The following is a 16,724-nucleotide window of genomic DNA, read 5'->3' as shown; positions in this document are numbered from 1 at the left end:
CTAAGCTTCTCTCCGCATTTCGGAAATGGGCCATGGGGCGTGAATTGCAACCGTTTGGAGATTGTGCAACGCTGCCGTCGCCGATAGAGCGCCAATAGGGGAAGGGGTTTCTCGTATGCTTCTATTCCTTGCATTTTTGATCGGAATTATTGCCGGCCTAAGGGCCATGACTGCGCCCGCCGCCGTTGCCTGGGGCGCCGCACTTGGCGCCTTCAACGTTTCTCAGACGTCTCTCGCCTTTATGGGCTACCGATGGACGCCGTGGATTTTCACGGTGCTTGCCGCCGTCGAAATGATCACCGACCAATTGCCGACAACGCCAAGCCGCAAGGTGCCGATGCAGTTCGGCGCCCGTATCATCATGGGCGCATTGGCAGGGGCCACGATCGGCGCTTCGGGTGGTTTTCTGACAGCCGGGCTTATCGCGGGCATCCTCGGTGCCGTTGTCGGAACGCTCGGCGGTGCCTTTATCCGTGGCAAGCTTGCGAAGGCTTTCGGCAAGGATTTGCCGGCGGCACTTATCGAGGATGCCGTCGCCATCGGCGGCGCGCTGTTGATTGTGGTGGCCGTGCCATGAAAAGTTACGACGCGATCTTTATCGGGGCCGGTCAGTCCGGCCCCTTCCTCGCCGCCCGCATGTCCGAGAAGGGCATGAACGTAGCGCTGATCGAGCGAAAATATCTCGGCGGTACTTGCGTCAATGCCGGCTGCATGCCGACGAAGACGCTGGTCGCCAGTGCCCGGGCCGCCCATGTCGCGCGCCGCGGCGGCGACTACGGCGTGAAGATCACTGGCAACATCGAGATCGACATGATGATCGTGCGCCAGCGCGCCGAAACCGTTACCATGAACGCCCGCAACGGCCTGATCAGTTGGCTTGCCAACATGGAAACAATGGACGTGATCTACGGCCAGGCCAGATTTACCGGTCCGAAGACAGTCATCGTCAATGGCAAGATGCTGTCGGCGCCGCAAATCTTTCTGAATGTCGGTGCCCGCCCGGTCATTCCGGATTTTCCCGGTATCGAAGACATCGACTATCTCACAAGCACGTCGATCATCCACCTCGACACGCTGCCACGCCACCTCGCCGTTATCGGCGGCAGCTATATCGGTCTCGAATTCGCGCAGATGTACCGTCGCTTCGGCGCCGAAGTCACCATCATCGAACGCGGGCCGAGACTTGCCTCCCGCGAAGACGAGGATATCTCCGACGCAATCGCGCAGGTTCTCGGCGCGGAAGGTATTGCGGTTCACACTCAGGCAGATCGTATCGCATTCGTAAAGAATGGCGATGCGGTTGCCGTCAGCACCGGCGCCGGCAAGCCGGCGGTCGAGGCAAGCCATGTGCTGATTGCAACCGGCCGCAGGCCGAACACCGACGATCTCGGCCTCGATGCCGCCGGCGTTCTGACGGACAAGCGCGGCTACATCACGGTGGACGACAGGCTGATGACCAATGTCGAGGGCATCTTCGCGCTCGGCGACTGCAACGGCCGCGGAGCCTTTACGCATACGTCCTATAATGATTTCGAGATCGCCGCGGCTAACCTGATTGATGGTGGCGATCGCAAGGTGAGCAGCCGCATTCCCGCCTATGCACTTTATATCGATCCGCCGCTTGGCCGCGTCGGCATGACGGAAAAGGAAGCGCGCGCTTCCGGCAAAAAGATCATGGTCTCGTCCCGCCCGATGAGCCGCGTCGGTCGTGCCAACGAGCGAGGCGAGACCATGGGTTTCATGAAGATCGTCGCTGAGGCCGAAACAAAGCGAATCCTCGGTGCCGCAATCCTTGGCATCGAAGGCGACGAGGCAATCCACGGCATCATCGATGCCATGAATGCCGGAACGACCTACCCTGCCCTGCAATGGTCGGTGCCGATCCATCCGACCGTCTCGGAACTGATCCCGACGGTGCTGGGAGATTTGAAGGCGATTTGAAAATTACCTCTCTGCGCCGGAAAGACGTTGAGAGGTCCTTATTCCATCACGATCTGCAGCTTGACATCCGTCGGCCGCGCTTCGACGGCGCGATCGAAAGCCTTGATCGAGTCCTCGAACTGAAAAACCCCCGAAATCAGCGGTTTGAGGTCGACGCGGCCGGAGCTGAGGAGTGCGATCGAGCGCTCGTACTGGTGCGCGTAGCGGAAGACCGTTTCGATGCGGATTTCCTTGGTCGAAGCCGTAGAAACGTCGAAGCCGACAGGACTCACCGGCAGGCCGACGGCAACGATGACCCCTCCGGGGCGCGCCAGATCCATGATCGTTTCCCAGGCCTTTGGCGACCCGGAGCACTCGAAGATCACGTCTGCGCCCCAGCCGGCGGTCAGCCGGCTCACCTCTTCGGTGAGATTATTCTCGCGAACGTTGACCGGAATGACGCCCTGATACTGCGCGGCGATATCGAGCTTCGGCTGGGCGAGATCGGCAACAATCGCCCGGGCACAGCCCCCAGCAAGCGCGGCAATCGCCACCATCGTGCCGATCGGGCCGGCGCCGAGGACGACGGCCGTGTCGCCGGGTGCGATCTTTGCTTTGGCCGCGGCCTGCATGCCGACCGCAAATGGTTCAACCATCGCGCCTTCCGCAAAGCTAACATTGTCCGGCAGCTTGTAGGTATAGTTGGCGGGGTGAACCACTTCCGGTGTCAGAACGCCGTGAACCGGGGGCGTCGCCCAGAAGGTTACGGCAGGATCGACATTATACATGCCAAGCCGGCTTGCCTTGGAGTTCGGATCGGGGATGCCCGGTTCCATGCAGACGCGGTCGCCGGCTTTCAGATGCGCCACGCCTTCACCGACTGCGACTACTGTACCGGCCGCTTCGTGCCCAAGCACCATCGGCTCACTGACCACAAAGGGCCCAATCCTGCCGTGCGTGTAATAATGCACGTCCGAGCCGCACACGCCGACGGTATGGATCTTGATCTTCACCTGTCCCGGCCCGGTTTCCAGCGATAGATCGATATCGCGAAGGGCAAGCTCATGCTGACGCTCCAGTACCAGCGCGCGGACTTTGGCCATATGTCGGTTTCCTTCCCTGATGGTTCGTCCGATTCACCCGGACGTTTGACCGACTATACGACCCGCCAGGCCCGCAGTTCAACAGAATTGCGAGGCTTTTGCTCGCAATGTGATGAATTGCTCAGTCAGCCGCGGCCTCCGGCCACTGCGCAAGCTTGGTGCCGATGGCAAGCAGGCCGAGATAGAATCCCGAAGTAGCCGAGCCTGGCCACCAACGCGCCGACCTCCTCCATCCGGTGTCATCGCCCGAATAAAACTCAGTCAATGCGTCCTTCCGTAGTTTCTGCTGGCATCCAGCAGGTGCCGAGAATAGCCATGCTCGACGGCTCCTTTTCGCAGCCGTTCGATATCCACCTCTTCGACGATCTCGCCTGCCTCCATGATGGCGACGCGAGCGCACATGTGGGACACGACGGCCAGATCGTGGCTGACGAGCAGATAGGTCAGACCGCGCTCCTTGCGCAGATCTTCCAGCAGATTAAGAATTTCCGCTTGAACCGATACGTCGAGCGCCGACGTCGGTTCGTCGAGCAACAGCACGGCCGGATTAAGCACGAGGGCTCGGGCGATGGCCACGCGCTGACGCTGCCCTCCGGAGAGCTGGTGCGGGAAGCGGTAGGTGAGCGACGGATCGAGGCCAACCGCCAGCAGCAGGGCATCCACGTCCACCGAGTTGGTGGCAAGGCCCTGGTTGCGGAGCGGCTCCTTAAGCTGCGAGCGGATTGTCTTGCGGGGATGAAGTGAACCGTAAGGGTCCTGAAAAACCATCTGCACACGCCGGAAGAACTGCCGGTCGCGCTGCCGATCCAACGTGTCTCCATCCACCTTGATCCGGCCTTCGTAATTCGGGTTGAGCCCGGATATTGCCCGCAGGACCGTGGACTTTCCGCAGCCGGATTCACCAACCAGACCGAATGCCGTGCCCCTCTTGATGAGAAGGCTGACGTTCCTGACGACCGGCCTCTGACCGGAACCGAAACGAATCGTGAGATTGTTAATTTCGATCAATGCGGCGTCTCCAAAGTGATGTCATCGAACCAGGCCGGATCGCGCTTCAATACCGGCAGTCGGGCGGGCGGATTTTCGATCGACGGCAAGGATGCCAGCAGGCCTTGCGTATAGGGATGCCTTGCATTCTCTAGATCAGACGCCTTGAGAACTTCGACGACCCGCCCGGCATACATGATGAGTACGCGGTCGCAGAAGTTCCGGACGAGGTTCAGGTCGTGACTGATGAAGATCAGCCCGAGGTTGCGGCGGGCGACGAGTTCATCAAGCAGTGCCAGGATTTCGAGCCGCACCGTCACATCGAGGGCAGACGTCGGCTCGTCGGCAATCAGAACCTCTGGTTCTGCAATCAGCATCATCGCGATCATGACCCTCTGACCCATGCCGCCTGAAATTTCGTGTGGATAGAGCCGAGCCACCCTTTCGGCATCACGGATCTGGACCGCTTCAAGCATCTCGATCATTTTCCGGTCAGCCTGTTTTGCAGTCGACTTCGGATAGTGAAAGCGAAAGGTTTCGGCGATCTGCTCGCTGATCCGCATGACAGGGTTCAGAGAATATTTCGGATCCTGCAGGATCAGTCCAATACGCCGTCCCCTTATCATCATCATCATACGCTCGTCAGCCTTGAGCAGATCCACGTCGCGAAACGTCATCCGCTCGGCGCGGACGACTGCCGTTAGCGGCAGCAACTTCATGACGGCGCGCCCGACGGTCGACTTGCCCGACCCGGATTCGCCGACGATGCCTAGTTTTTCGTGTCCTAGCGAGAAGCTGACGCCGCGCACGGCGCGCACGGTTCCGCCGCCGAAGGCAATCTCGAGATTGCGGATGTCGATGAGGGAAGACGTCATTCCGAACCTCTCGGGTCAAGAACGTCGCGAAGGGCATCGCCGACAAGATTAAACGCAAGGCTGACCAGCGCGATGGCAATGCCGGGCGCTGCGATGACCCATGGACTGTCGAGCATGAATTCACGTCCGGTCGCGGCCATTGCTCCCCATTCCGGCCAAGGCGGCTGCGCGCCAAGACCGAGGAACCCGAGGCCTGCCGCCGTGATGATGATGCCGGCCATATTCAGGGTCACGCGAACGATCACCGAGGGAATGCACATCGGCAGGATGTGGCGGGTGATGATCGCCATTGGCGTCGCCCCTTGAAGACGCACGGCAGCGATGAAATCGGCCTTGCGCAGACTGAGCGTCTCGGCGCGCGCAAGCCGGGCGATTGGCGGCCATGCCGTCAACGAAATTGCGATGATCGCGTTGGTGATGCCGGGACCGAGTGCCGCTGCAAATCCCAACGCCAGCACCAGGCCTGGAAAGGAAAGGAAGATGTCGGTGATGCGCATCAGGACTTCATCGACGATACCACCGAAATAACCCGAACAGGTGCCGATCAGAAGACCCATCGGAGCGACGATGACGGAAACCAGCATGATGATGTAAAGCGTCGTACGCGCACCGTAGATTACCCTTGAAAAGACATCGCGGCCAAAATTGTCGGTGCCGAGCCAATGTTCTGCCGAAGGGGGTGCGAGCCGCCCTGCCATATCCTGGACGATCGGATCGTAACGCGTCAGCAATGGCGCAGCGAGCGCGACCAGGACCAGCAGGCCGATGATGGCGAGCCCCGCCAGACCGAGGGGATGAAGGCGGAACTTCAGCCAGCCCTGATGGAATTGCTGCGCTGAAGACTGAAACCGGCCCTGTGGCTCGGGCGCAAGCAGCCATCTGCGAAGGCTGCTTGCGTGATCTGCATGTTCGGCGGACAGTGTCATCGGCATCACCGTGTTCTCGGATCAAGAATGCGATAAAGGACATCCGAAAGGATGTTGATGGTTAAGAAGACGGCGCCGATCGTCAGCACAGCGCCCATCACGACGTTCATGTCGTTCATCTGAAGTCCGCGGGTGAGATACTGGCCGAGTCCGGGCCAGCCGAAAACGGTCTCGATGAGCACTGCCCCTTCAAGGAGGCCCCCGAAGGTGAGCGCCATGATGGTCAGAAGTTGCACGCGAATATTTCTGAAGGCATGACGCCAGACGACCTTCCGCAGCCCAAGCCCCTTCGCTCTCGCCGTTATAATGTATTCCTGGCCGAGCTGCTCCAGCATGAAGCTGCGTGACATGCGGCTGATATAGGCCACGGAATAGTAGCCAAGGATCGTGCCCGGGAGGATGATGTGTCCGAGCGCGCTTCGAAATACGTCCCACTGTCTCTCGATTGCCGAATCGATCAGGAGAAAGCCGGTCACCGGCGTGACGAGCCCCTCGTAAAATACGTCAACCCGGCCAGATGCGCCGACGAGCTTCAACTTCGCATAGAAGACGAAAAGCGCCATAAGCCCGGTCCAAAAGATCGGAATGGAGTGGCCGGCAAGCGCGATGATGCGTGCGATGTGATCAATGATCGTGCCACGCCTGACAGCAGCGGTGATACCGAGTGGGACGCCGACGAGAGCGCCGACAATCATGGCGATGACGGCAAGCTCAATGGTTGCGGGGAAGATGGTCAGCAGATCGGTGAGGATCGGCTGACCGGTCGTTGCGGATGTGCCGAGGTCGCCCGTTGCAACCTTCTGCACATAGTTTAGGAATTGCACCCAGATCGGGCGTCCCAGTCCCAGCTCGTTGTAGACGCGATCATAGACCTCCTTGCTGACCTCCGCTCCGGTGATGGCAAGCACCGGGTCGGCAGGAAGCAGACGTCCCATCGAAAAGGTGAGGAAGAGCAGGCCAAGGAGTGTGGTTACCACCGCCACGACGCGCCCTGCCAAACGTCGCAGGAGCATCACAAGCGGATGGGGCGGCGCATGAGCTAAGCCCCCCTCATCCAGATTGCGCTCCGCATCCTGTTTCGATGTCAGATCGGCGCTCGCCACGGCCCCTTACTCCTTCGTCACGCCATGCCAACGCGTCGACCAGGTCGTATGCCCATGATAGCCTTTGACATTGGAACGCATGACATAGGGGTCCGTGCGCTGGAAGAAGATGACGAGCGGGGCGTCCATGCCGCTGTAGATGCCGTCCATCTTCTGGAAGATTTCCGTGCGCTTGCCCGTATCAGGTTCTTTCATGGACTGATCGACGAGAGTATTGAGTTCGTCCACCTTCATCCCCGCTCGCCAGAGATAATAGCTGCCGAGACGCGCCTCGTCGCTGTTGTCGGGATTATAGGCGTACTGGGTGGCAACCGCGAAAGGATCCGGCAGCCGGGCACCCGAATTGCCGAGGAGGATTTCATATTTCCGTTCGCGAAATGCGGGCGTGAATTCGCCCGGCACGAGATTGAGATCAAGACCGGCGGCACGGGCGCTCGCCTGCAGCGCTTCGGCGAAGGGCAAGGTCGCGGCTCCCGACGGATTGAGCACTTTCTTCAAGCCATTCGGGTATCCGGCCTCGGCCAGCAATTGCTTGGCCTTGGCGGGATCATACTCGTGGCGGGACGTCGCGTCCTCTGGTGCTCCAATCATGCCGCGAGGGATCATCGACTGCCATGGAAAGCCGGTATAACGCATTATATTGCCGGAGATCGCCTTCCAGTCGAAAGCATGCTGAAACGCTTCGCGGACCTTGGGCTTCTGCAGGTCCGGATCCTTTTGATTGAGAGCGATATAGTAGAAGCCGAGGCCCGGAACGCTATCGATCACCATCTCTTTGTTATTGGCCAAGGCGTCAAGGTCGCCGCTTGCGAGGTATTGCCCGACATCGACGTCGCCGGCTTCGAGCTGGAGCCGGAGATTGCCGGATTCCGGAATGTGGCGTGCGACGACCCGTGCCATGGCCGGCGGGCCAGCCCAATAGTTCTTCTGCGCATTGAAGATTGCCACGTCGTTTGGCCGCCATTGCGCAAGGGTGAACGGTCCACTTCCTGCCGAGTGGGCCGACAGCCACGCTGCCCCGAGATCGCCGTTCGCCTCATGCGACAACGCCGTCTTCTTGTCGATGATGCCGATCGAAGAGCCAGCGAGAGAATAAAGCACAAGATCGGTATTGACGGCGTGTGGCAGTTCGATCTCCAGCGTGTGCCCGTCCTTGGCCCGGACGAGCTTGTCCACGTTTTCGGGCGTGAAACCCCAAAGCGCGACATCAGTGGAGCCGACTTGCCCCATCTTGATGACGCGCTGGATGGACCATGCGGCGTCGTCGGCCGTGACCGCATTGCCGCTTTGGAAGACCGCATCGTCACGCAAGGTTAGCGTAATGAGCCTGCCGTCTTCCGAGACAGTCCATTTTGTGGCAAGCATCGGCTTCAGCGTCTTAAGATCATCCGGCGACAACTGGACGAGATTGTCATAAAGGTTGGAGATCAGCTCGGATACCGTGCGCGCATTGTTCTGCGCCGGATCGAGCGTACGAATACCGGTGAGATTAGTACCGATCACCAGCATGTTCGGCGGTGACGCCGCAAAAGACGGCTGGGCCGTGACCAAAGCACCGGCCAGTGCGATCGTCGTCAGTAAGTTCTTCAGCATCTCAAGACCTCCCAATCTCGTGGCGCAGTGGATCAGCGCCTCTTGCCTGCCTGAATTAGTGTCGAACTCGGCCCGCCGCCTTAGCGGGAAGGCCGCAGATCTCCATGCCCGTGGATGTCGCCTGCAGCCTCCCACCCTTGAAGCAAGCGAAACAATTCTTCGCGATCCGTTTGATCGAGGAGTGGCAGTCCCGGCACGCGCACGGGCCCGACGTCGAGGCCGGAATGGGTCACAGCCTCCTTCACGACCGTCACATTCGCGCCATTGCGGAATTTCGTGCGCATGCGTTCGAACGGTTCGAGGCGGTTGATGATGGCGCGTGCAGCAGCGAAATCGCCCTTGGAGAGCGCATCGTGGACGGCGAGGGACAATTGCGGGGCAACATTGACAAGGCCGGATGTGAAGCCACGTGCGCCAGCGGCAGTGAACGACAGCGCCCAGCTCTCCGCAAGACCGCAGACGAACAGCGCCCCCGCCGGATCGGACGCCGCAATGGCCCTCGAAAGCAGCATCAGATCCGGCGTCGCGAACTTAATGCCGGCAATGTTGCCGTGACCGGCAAGACGGACCATGTCATCGACATTGAAGCCATCCGCCCGCACATAGGCAACCAGCGGCAAAGGCGAAGCGTCCGCAAGATTGCAGAAATAGTCGATCTGAGCCGACGGTGCGGCAAAGGGATCGACAGGCTGGTGCGACATCACCGCGGATGCGCCGATCCTGGCGGCATCCTTCGCCATCCCGATTGCTTCGCGCAGCGACCTGCCGATCGCCGCAGTCACCGGCGCCTTGTTCTCAACGCCGGAAACCGCCGCTTCATGGACGCGGCGGATCTCTTGCGGCGTCAGAGCATAGAATTCGCCGGTGTTTCCGGCAGCAACAATATTGTGGATGCCAGCAGCTGCCACCCTGCGGTAGACCATTGCCGTGATTTGCGGCTCGACTTCGCCATTTTCGTCGTAGGCCGTGACCGGTACACCCGACACGCCCGTCAGCGCCTGACGCATGGTTGCAATGCCCATCTTCTTCCCCTTTCTATCAATTACCGAAGCGGAAGGGCGGCAAGCCCTCGGCGTCCACGTCGAAAGCAACGACCGCGCCTGCTTCGAAATGGCCGCTGCGGTTGGTCGACAGGCTCGTGACGAAGAGCGTCCGCATGTCAGGACCGCCAAAACAGGGCATCGTCGGCGCGGCGACCGGCAGAATGTAGATCTCGAGGATTTCCCCGGCGGGAGAAATCCGGTTAAGCCGGCCCGCGGAAACGCCCGCACTCCAATAGTAGCCGTCCCGGTCGGTTGCGCCGCCATCGGGCCGGCCTTCCTCCTCCGAGAAGACACGAAGCCGGCTGGCGTTTGCGAGCTCGCCTTTTTCCGGATCGAAATCAAAAGCCTGCAGGAAACATTGGCGGCTGTCGGAGTGATACATGCGCCGCCCGTCTGGTGACCAGGCAAGCCCGTTGGAGCTGGTCAGCCCTGTCGCGACGGTCCGTGCGCTGCCGTCCGGTCCCAGGCGGTAGAGCGCAGCGTCATTGGTCTGCGGCTTGGTCTCGCTCATGGACCCGACCCAGAAATGGCCGTCGGGGCCGACCTTCCCATCGTTGAGACGACAGTTGACGCGCCCCACTGGATCGCACAAAAGCTCGAAGCCTCCCGAAACGGGATCGAAAAGATGCAGGCCCGTTCGAAGTGCGACCACTACACGCCGGTCGCGGCAAAGCCCAAGGCTGCCGACCGCCGACGGCATGTCAAAGCGATCGACCTTTCCTTGCGGCGAGATCCGGATGACGGCTGGCGCTTGTATGTCGACAAGCCAGAGCGTACTGCTCCTTTCGTCCCATACCGGCGATTCACCCACTCCCAGCGGCTGCTGCAGCACCGGACGGACTTGCGGACGGACGATCCGCGGCGTCGTCATGGAACCGTCTCCGGGCTCCTGGCCAAACCCTCGGCATTGCGCATGCGTATGTTGCCGTCGTGATTGGTCTCGCAGAACGCTCCGCCCTGGAACGCAAGGGCGACCGGCCCTTCCGACGGTTCCTCGATGCGAGCATGATCACGAGGCCGATCTTGCGGCTGGTAGCCAAGTCTGGTTGCCAACCCGTTGTTCCACCAACTCTCCTCGGCGTCGGAAACGCCATAGACGACGGTTGCGGCGATGAGGGGGTGGGTAAGGCCGATTCTAACCAGTTGCGCCAGGTCACGTGCACTGATCCAGATTGCCACGGATCGCTCGCTGGCCGGATAGGTGCCCGCGTTGCCGATGCGGATGGAAAGCGTGCGAATGCCGCAGGTGTCGTAATATAACCCTGCCACCAGTTCGCCCCAGCACTTGGAAAGCCCGTAGGGGCTGTCCGGACGCATCGGATCCAGCGGCGAGACAAGCTGGCCGCGCGGATAAAAACCGGTCACATGGTTGCTTGAGGCGTAAACCACCCGTTCAATCTTATTGATCCGCGCCGCTTCATAGAGATTGTAAGTGCCGAGGACATTCGCATCCAAAATAGCGCGCATGTCGACGCCGCTTGCTATTCCGGCCAGATGAACTACGCCGTCAACCTCCTGCAGGGCAGCATTTGCCTCATCGCGCTTTGCAAGATCGGCTCTCACGAAGCTTTCGTTCCTGTCCAACGCTGCTGGCTCGTCGATGTCGATCAGGCGCAGGTGCTCGGCATGCGGCCGAAGAAGCGGCCTCAGCAATGTGCCTACCCGCCCGGCAGCGCCTGTGAGGGCAAGCCGCTTCATCTTTCTTCCTCCCATTGTCGCTCAAACGCCCTGGAACATGCGGGCGCGCGCATTCAATATGTGTCTCTTCATAGCGTCGTGGGCCTCGGCTTCGTTTCGCGCAAAGATCGCCGCCACGATGACCGCGTGTTCATCCTGGACGCTGCGTATCTGTTCGGGCGTACGTTTGAGGCTCAAGCTTCGCGTCACGGAATGTCCGATTGCGAAGTGCGGCCCGAACCATTCGCGTACCGTGATGTGGAACTGGTTCCCAGTCGCCATGGCAATTGCATCGTGAAGCGCCTGATCCTCCTCGGCGCCAAGCTTGCCGTCTCTCAGACATTGTTCAATCGCAGAAAGGGCAGCCGTTATCCGCTCCTTGTCGGCTGGTTGCCAATTGCGTGCGGCAAGTTCGGCAGCCTCGGCCTCCAAGCCGGCGCGGAACTCGAAGAAGCGCTGAACGTCTGCAAGCGAGCCGACCGGGACCATTTTCAGCATGGACGAGTCTGGTCGCTGCCGCACATAGGAGCCCGACCCCTTGCGCGAGACGACCAGTCCATCGACCCTTAAACGCTCGAGCGCTTCACGCACGACCGGCCTCGATGCGCCAAACATGATGGCAAGCTTCGATTCCGGCGGCAGCCGTTCATTCACCGGAAAGTTTCCGTCCGCGATCATCCCCACGATCTTCTCGTAGATGATGTCGCTGAAACGTGTTGCGCCCCTGCTGGGATCGGCAACGGCCGACAGTTTCATCATCGTCCTTCTTTCTGTCGCCAGGCAGCAATTTCCGCAGAGGCCCCATCACCGGGAGCGTGAGGGCCGGATATGCTCTGCCCGGCCCCCTTCCGCGCTTCGAAATCTTCGAGGGCCGCTTGCACGAGGGCCACGTTCGCGATCTCCTGCGATATTGCCGCGGGAATGGCGACCACATCGTTGTCGCCGACCATAGCATCACCCGCGCAGACGGCCACAGCAGGGCCGACCGGGCGCGGCGCCTGCGCATTGATCTTTTCAACGCCGCGAATGACGACATTTCGCAAGCCGCGCTTCAACAGCACTGCCGTCAGCGCCGCTGCTGGCACAGGCTTCAGTTTTTCGCACGCAGTACCCGGCAGATCCACGTCTTCGCACTCCCCCGCGACCGTCTTTTGCGGTGACTACAATCACTCTCGATGTCGAAGGGCTACTAAATCTGTCATTATCTGTCAACTCTTGTAATTATTTGAGAACATGTCTATGGTCGGCTCATGGCGCTGATTAGGGCGTCTTGCGCCGAGTTGGAGCTCGTCGCGCCGGTTCACACCAGCGTCGTTCCGGCACAAAAGGGGAGGAACTTCGATGCGCGATGAAATATTGTCTCGCGGCGTGACCAGGCGCGCCGTGCTCGGGGGCATGGCCGGTGTGGCAGCTCTATCCATTGCTGGACGCGTCGTTGCGGCAGGCGGCGAGGCGCCCGCATGGGCGCAGCTTACCAGGGACGGAGAGTTGCCGCCGCTTGCCGAACGGCTACCAAAGAAGCCGATGATCGTGACACCTTTCGAAAAGGTCGGCACCTATGGCGGAACGCTCCGCCGCGGTCTCAGGGGCTCATCCGACCATAACGGCATCCTGCGTATGGTCGGCAACCAAAGCCTCGTGCGCTGGAACCTGGAATTTACGCAAGTTATGCCCAACCTCGCTGAACGTTGGGAGATCAACGACGACGCCTCGCAATTCACCTTCCACCTGATCGAAGGGGTGCGCTGGTCCGACGGTCATCCTTTTACCGCCGACGACATCGTCTTCGCCATTGAAGATTGCGTCAAGAACAGCGAGCTCTACAGCTCGACACCTGCGCAGCTGTCTGTTGCCGGCAAGGCGGTCAAGGTCGAGAAGATCGATGATTTTACGGTGAAGTTCACCTTTGCAGCGGCAAACGCGCTCTATCTGGAAAATCTCGCGACACCTCTTGGCCAGCATCCGACACTCTTTCCGAAGCACTACTGCAGCCAGTTCCTGCCGAAGTACAATCCCAATATCGCCGAAGAAGTGAAAAAGGCAGATGTGGGAAGCTGGACCGATCTCTTCCGCGCGCGTTGCGGCGATATCGAGATCCCGTCGCGGTGGGGCAATCCCGACAAGCCGACGCTCGATCCGTGGATTGTGAAGGAGCCTTACAGCGGTGGCGCGACGCGCGTCGTCATGACCCGGAACCCCTATTTCTGGCAGGTCGACACCCAGGGCAACCAGCTTCCTTATATCGACGAGATCAATTTCAGCATCTCGCAGGACGTGGAATCACTGATGTTGAATGTCATCTCGGGAAAGATCGACATCCAGGAACGCCATATCAGCGTTCTTTCAAACAAGCCGACGCTCTCCCAGAACATGGAAAAAGGCGGCTATCGCCTGCTGTCGCTGGTGCCTTCCGCCTCCCAGCAGTGCCAGATCTATTTCAATATGACTCACAAGGATCCTGCACTGCGCAAGATGTTTGCCGACAAGTCGTTCAGGCAGGCGCTTTCGCTTGCAATCAACCGGCAGGAATTGATCGACATCGTCTATTTCGGCCAGAGCGAAGCCTATCAGGCCGGGCCTCGCCCAGAACACCCCTGGTACCATGAAAAGCTCGCGCGGCAGTTTAGCGAATATGATCCTGATAAGGCCGGCGCGATGCTGGATCAGGCCGGCTACAAGATGGATGGGAGCGGGTCGCGTCTCCGGCCCGACGGCCAAAAAGTGTTTTTTGCAGTCGACGTCATTCCGACGCTCTATCCAGATCTCGTCGACGCCCTGGAGCTGGTCAAGGCGCATTGGGCGCAGATCGGTATCGAGATGAAGGTCAACACGATCGAGCGCGCCCTCTACTACACACGCGGCGACGACAACGCGCATGATGCGGCAGTCTGGCCGGGTCCCGGTGGTCTTGATCCGATGCTTGACCCGCGCGACTTCTTCGCCTTCCACCCGCAAGGTTCGCGCTACGCCATTCCGTGGTCGCTCTGGTATACGTCGAACGGCGCACGCGGCGAAGAACCGCCGGAAAGTCAGAAGAAACGCATGAAGCTTTTCGACGAGGCCCGTTCCACCGCCGATCTTTCCAAGCGCGGCGCAATCATGACGCAGATCTTCGACATTGCAGCTGACGAATTCGAGACAGTCGGTCTCTGCCTTGCCGTCGGCGGTTTCGGCATCATCCGCAACAACCTGCACAACGTTCCAGGCAAGCAGCCCGACAGCTGGTCCTGGCCAAATCCAGGCCCTGCACTGCCCCAGCAATTTAGCTTCACGAGCTGACTTTGCCGCTCCAGCGCCGTCCCTTTGCGGGGCAGCGCTCCTTTCAAGCGCGCTGCCCGCAGCTCGGGAGCGGTGTTTAATGCAAGAGACGTCTCATGCTGGTCTTCATCGCTAAACGCCTTCTATGGATGGTCCCATCCCTTTTCGCCGTCAGCTTCCTTGCCTTTGTGCTTATCCAGCTGCCGCCGGGAGATTACGTCACGACATATATAGCGACGCTTGCGGCATCGAACGAAGTCATCGATCAAAACACCGCGGCGCAATTGCGTGAGCGCTTCGGCCTCGAGGACCCGATGCTCGTGCAGTATTTTAAATGGATATGGGGCATCCTTTCCCGCGGCGACTTCGGCATCTCCTTTGAATGGCAGCAACCCGTCTCTGGCCTCATTTGGGAGCGTATGGCGCTGACGCTGGTGCTCGCTCTTTCGACACTCATCGCCACCTGGGGGATCGCATTGCCGATCGGCGTCTTTTCTGCCGTTCGCAAATATTCGATCGGCGACTATTTCTTCACCGCCTTCACCTTCCTCGGGCTGGCTATTCCGTCGTTCCTGCTGGCGCTGGTGCTCATGTATATCGCGGCTGTCGAGTTCGGCCAGGATGTCGGAGGCCTCTTTTCATCCGAGTTCGAGACTGCGCCCTGGAGCATCGCCAAGGTTCTCGACCTTCTTTCGCATATATGGCTTCCGGTCATCATTCTGGCCGTGTCTTCTACCGCAAGCCTGATCCGCGTGATGCGCGCGAACATGCTCGATGAACTGCCGAAGCCTTACGTCACCACGGCACGGGCAAAAGGTCTTTCCGAGTTCAGGCTGCTGGTGAAATACCCCTTAAGAATCGCGCTGAACCCGTTCATCTCGACGATTGCCTGGCTCCTTCCAAACCTGATTTCCGGCTCCGTCGTCGTGGCCATTGTCCTCAATCTGCCGACGGCAGCGCCCTTGTTGCTGCAAGCGCTGATGGCACAGGACATGTACCTGGCTGGCGCCTTCGTGCTGCTGATCTGCGCGCTCACGCTGATCGGCTCATTGATCAGCGACGTCCTGCTTGCGCTCGTCGATCCCCGCATCCGCTTGGAATAGGGAGCCCTTATGGCCGACATTGCCGTCACAAATCTTGCACCGGATCGCGCCGCGGTCGCCTCGCAGTGGCAGCTCGTCTGGTGGGCTTTTCGTCGGCACCGGCTTGCCATGGTGGCCCTTGTCGTCACCCTCTTGATGTACATCGTTGCCGTCATTCCGGGCTTCTTCGCCATCAACGATCCGAACCTTCAGAACGCTCGGGCGACCTTCCATCCACCGCAGAGATTGCACCTCATCGATACCGGCGATGGAATTTCCATTGGCCTTCACTACTATCCGCTGAAGCTTACCCGTGATCCGCAAACTCTTGCCGCGATCTATAGGGAGGACCGGACGAAGCGTGTCGACGTCCGGCTGTTCGGGCGCGGCTATGAATATTCCGTGCTCGGCCTTTTCAGCACCAACATCCATCTGCTCGCATCATCCGAGAAGACCTCGCCCCTTCTTCTGTTCGGAGCGGACAGGCTCGGGCGCGACGTCTTCAGCCGGACGGTTCAAGGATCTCAGATCTCGCTGTCGATCGGCCTTGTGGGCGTCTTCTTCTCGCTGATGCTCGGCATCGTCCTCGGCGGCATTTCCGGATATTACGGCGGCCGCATCGATTTCTTCACGCAGCGGCTGATCGATTTCGTACTGTCCCTGCCGACGATCCCGATCTGGCTTGCGATGGCGGCCGCCCTGCCGCAGGGCTGGCCAGCTGCGCTTCAGTACATGATGATTACCATCATTCTGTCGCTGACCGGCTGGGCGCAGCTTGCCCGTGTCGTGCGCGGTCGCTTTTTGTCCTTGCGCACCGAGGAATTTGTAGCCGCCGCAAGACTCGATGGTGTTCGCGAAAGGCGCATCATCTTTCGTCACATGCTGCCGAGTTTCGCAAGCCACATCATAGCGTCGATCACGCTTGCCGTGCCGGCGATGATCCTTGCGGAAACCTCCCTCTCCTTCCTGGGCCTTGGCCTGCAGCCGCCGACCATTTCCTGGGGTGTGCTTTTGCGCGAGGCTCAAAACATACGTTCAATCGCTACGGCGCCGTGGCTCTTCATGCCGGGGGCGGCCGTCGTCGTCGCCGTCATGGCGCTCAATCTTCTCGGCGACGGCCTGCGTGATGCAGCCGACCCCTATAACAAATGAGGCCG

At 60.0% G+C, this 16,724-nt stretch carries 17 protein-coding genes; 5 read left to right on the top strand and 12 right to left on the bottom strand.

Going from position 1 to position 16,724, the window contains the following annotated elements; translation table 11 throughout:
* Positions 1-115: 115 nt before the first annotated feature.
* Together RGR602_RS28185 and RGR602_RS28180 are read left to right on the top strand one after the other, a co-directional pair.
* Entirely contained in the window at positions 116-577 is a 462-nt protein-coding gene (locus RGR602_RS28185; RefSeq protein ID WP_040115343.1) for a membrane protein, read from the top strand.
* A complete protein-coding gene (locus RGR602_RS28180; RefSeq protein WP_040115342.1) occupies positions 574-1,941 on the top strand; it encodes an FAD-containing oxidoreductase in 1,368 nt (455 codons plus the stop codon). The genes RGR602_RS28185 and RGR602_RS28180 overlap by 4 nt, the downstream gene beginning before the upstream one ends.
* Before the next feature lie 38 nt (positions 1,942-1,979).
* On the opposite strand, the gene RGR602_RS28175 is transcribed toward RGR602_RS28180, so the two are convergent.
* The 12 genes from RGR602_RS28175 to RGR602_RS28125 form a co-directional block, all read right to left on the bottom strand.
* Positions 1,980-3,023: an NAD(P)-dependent alcohol dehydrogenase gene (locus RGR602_RS28175; RefSeq protein WP_040115341.1), complete on the bottom strand. Its 1,044-nt coding sequence runs from the start codon at positions 3,021-3,023 to the stop codon at positions 1,980-1,982.
* Between the two features lie 121 nt (positions 3,024-3,144).
* A complete protein-coding gene (locus RGR602_RS37730; RefSeq protein WP_170251021.1) occupies positions 3,145-3,288 on the bottom strand; it encodes a hypothetical protein in 144 nt (47 codons plus the stop codon).
* Entirely contained in the window at positions 3,285-4,031 is a 747-nt protein-coding gene (locus tag RGR602_RS28170) for an ABC transporter ATP-binding protein (protein ID WP_040115340.1), read from the bottom strand. Before RGR602_RS28170 ends, RGR602_RS37730 begins: the two co-directional genes overlap by 4 nt.
* Positions 4,028-4,885: an ABC transporter ATP-binding protein gene (locus tag RGR602_RS28165; RefSeq protein WP_040115339.1), complete on the bottom strand. Its 858-nt coding sequence runs from the start codon at positions 4,883-4,885 to the stop codon at positions 4,028-4,030. The genes RGR602_RS28170 and RGR602_RS28165 overlap by 4 nt, the downstream gene beginning before the upstream one ends.
* Positions 4,882-5,811, bottom strand: a complete 930-nt coding sequence (locus RGR602_RS28160) for an ABC transporter permease (protein WP_040116538.1) — start codon at positions 5,809-5,811, stop codon at positions 4,882-4,884. The genes RGR602_RS28165 and RGR602_RS28160 overlap by 4 nt, the downstream gene beginning before the upstream one ends.
* 5 nt (positions 5,812-5,816) lie before the next feature.
* Positions 5,817-6,914 (bottom strand): ABC transporter permease, encoded by a 1,098-nt coding sequence (locus RGR602_RS28155; RefSeq protein WP_040115338.1) that lies wholly within the window; start codon positions 6,912-6,914, stop codon positions 5,817-5,819.
* Between the two features lie 6 nt (positions 6,915-6,920).
* Positions 6,921-8,507, bottom strand: coding sequence for an ABC transporter substrate-binding protein (locus RGR602_RS28150; protein ID WP_040115337.1), 1,587 nt, complete (start codon positions 8,505-8,507; stop codon positions 6,921-6,923).
* 80 nt (positions 8,508-8,587) lie between these two features.
* A complete protein-coding gene (locus RGR602_RS28145) occupies positions 8,588-9,529 on the bottom strand; it encodes a dihydrodipicolinate synthase family protein (RefSeq protein WP_040115336.1) in 942 nt (313 codons plus the stop codon).
* 16 nt (positions 9,530-9,545) lie between these two features.
* Entirely contained in the window at positions 9,546-10,421 is an 876-nt protein-coding gene (locus RGR602_RS28140) for an SMP-30/gluconolactonase/LRE family protein (RefSeq protein WP_040115335.1), read from the bottom strand.
* Positions 10,418-11,248: an NAD-dependent epimerase/dehydratase family protein gene (locus RGR602_RS28135; protein WP_040115334.1), complete on the bottom strand. Its 831-nt coding sequence runs from the start codon at positions 11,246-11,248 to the stop codon at positions 10,418-10,420. The genes RGR602_RS28140 and RGR602_RS28135 overlap by 4 nt, the downstream gene beginning before the upstream one ends.
* 21 nt (positions 11,249-11,269) lie before the next feature.
* On the bottom strand, positions 11,270-11,983 hold the full coding sequence (locus RGR602_RS28130; protein WP_040116537.1) for a FadR/GntR family transcriptional regulator: 714 nt from the start codon (positions 11,981-11,983) through the stop codon (positions 11,270-11,272).
* Entirely contained in the window at positions 11,983-12,351 is a 369-nt protein-coding gene (locus tag RGR602_RS28125) for an RraA family protein (RefSeq protein WP_052451779.1), read from the bottom strand. Before RGR602_RS28125 ends, RGR602_RS28130 begins: the two co-directional genes overlap by 1 nt.
* A 217-nt stretch (positions 12,352-12,568) precedes the next feature.
* Here RGR602_RS28125 and RGR602_RS28120 point away from each other — a divergent pair, with 217 nt between their 5' ends.
* The 3 genes from RGR602_RS28120 to RGR602_RS28110 all read left to right on the top strand — a co-directional run bounded on the left by RGR602_RS28120 (position 12,569) and on the right by RGR602_RS28110 (position 16,719).
* Positions 12,569-14,506, top strand: coding sequence for an ABC transporter substrate-binding protein (locus tag RGR602_RS28120; protein WP_040115333.1), 1,938 nt, complete (start codon positions 12,569-12,571; stop codon positions 14,504-14,506).
* Between the two features lie 95 nt (positions 14,507-14,601).
* Positions 14,602-15,588 carry an ABC transporter permease gene (locus tag RGR602_RS28115; RefSeq protein WP_040115332.1) on the top strand — a complete coding sequence of 329 codons (987 nt, stop codon included), beginning with the start codon at positions 14,602-14,604 and terminating at the stop codon, positions 15,586-15,588.
* Positions 15,589-15,597: 9 nt separating this feature from the next.
* Positions 15,598-16,719 carry an ABC transporter permease gene (locus RGR602_RS28110; RefSeq protein ID WP_040115331.1) on the top strand — a complete coding sequence of 374 codons (1,122 nt, stop codon included), beginning with the start codon at positions 15,598-15,600 and terminating at the stop codon, positions 16,717-16,719.
* Positions 16,720-16,724 lie beyond the last annotated feature (5 nt).

It is taken from the genome of Rhizobium gallicum bv. gallicum R602sp (assembly GCF_000816845.1).
GTDB classification, from domain to species: domain Bacteria; phylum Pseudomonadota; class Alphaproteobacteria; order Rhizobiales; family Rhizobiaceae; genus Rhizobium; species Rhizobium gallicum.
Note: the sequence above shows the minus strand (reverse complement) of the source record. Positions and strands in the feature narration are given on the sequence as shown.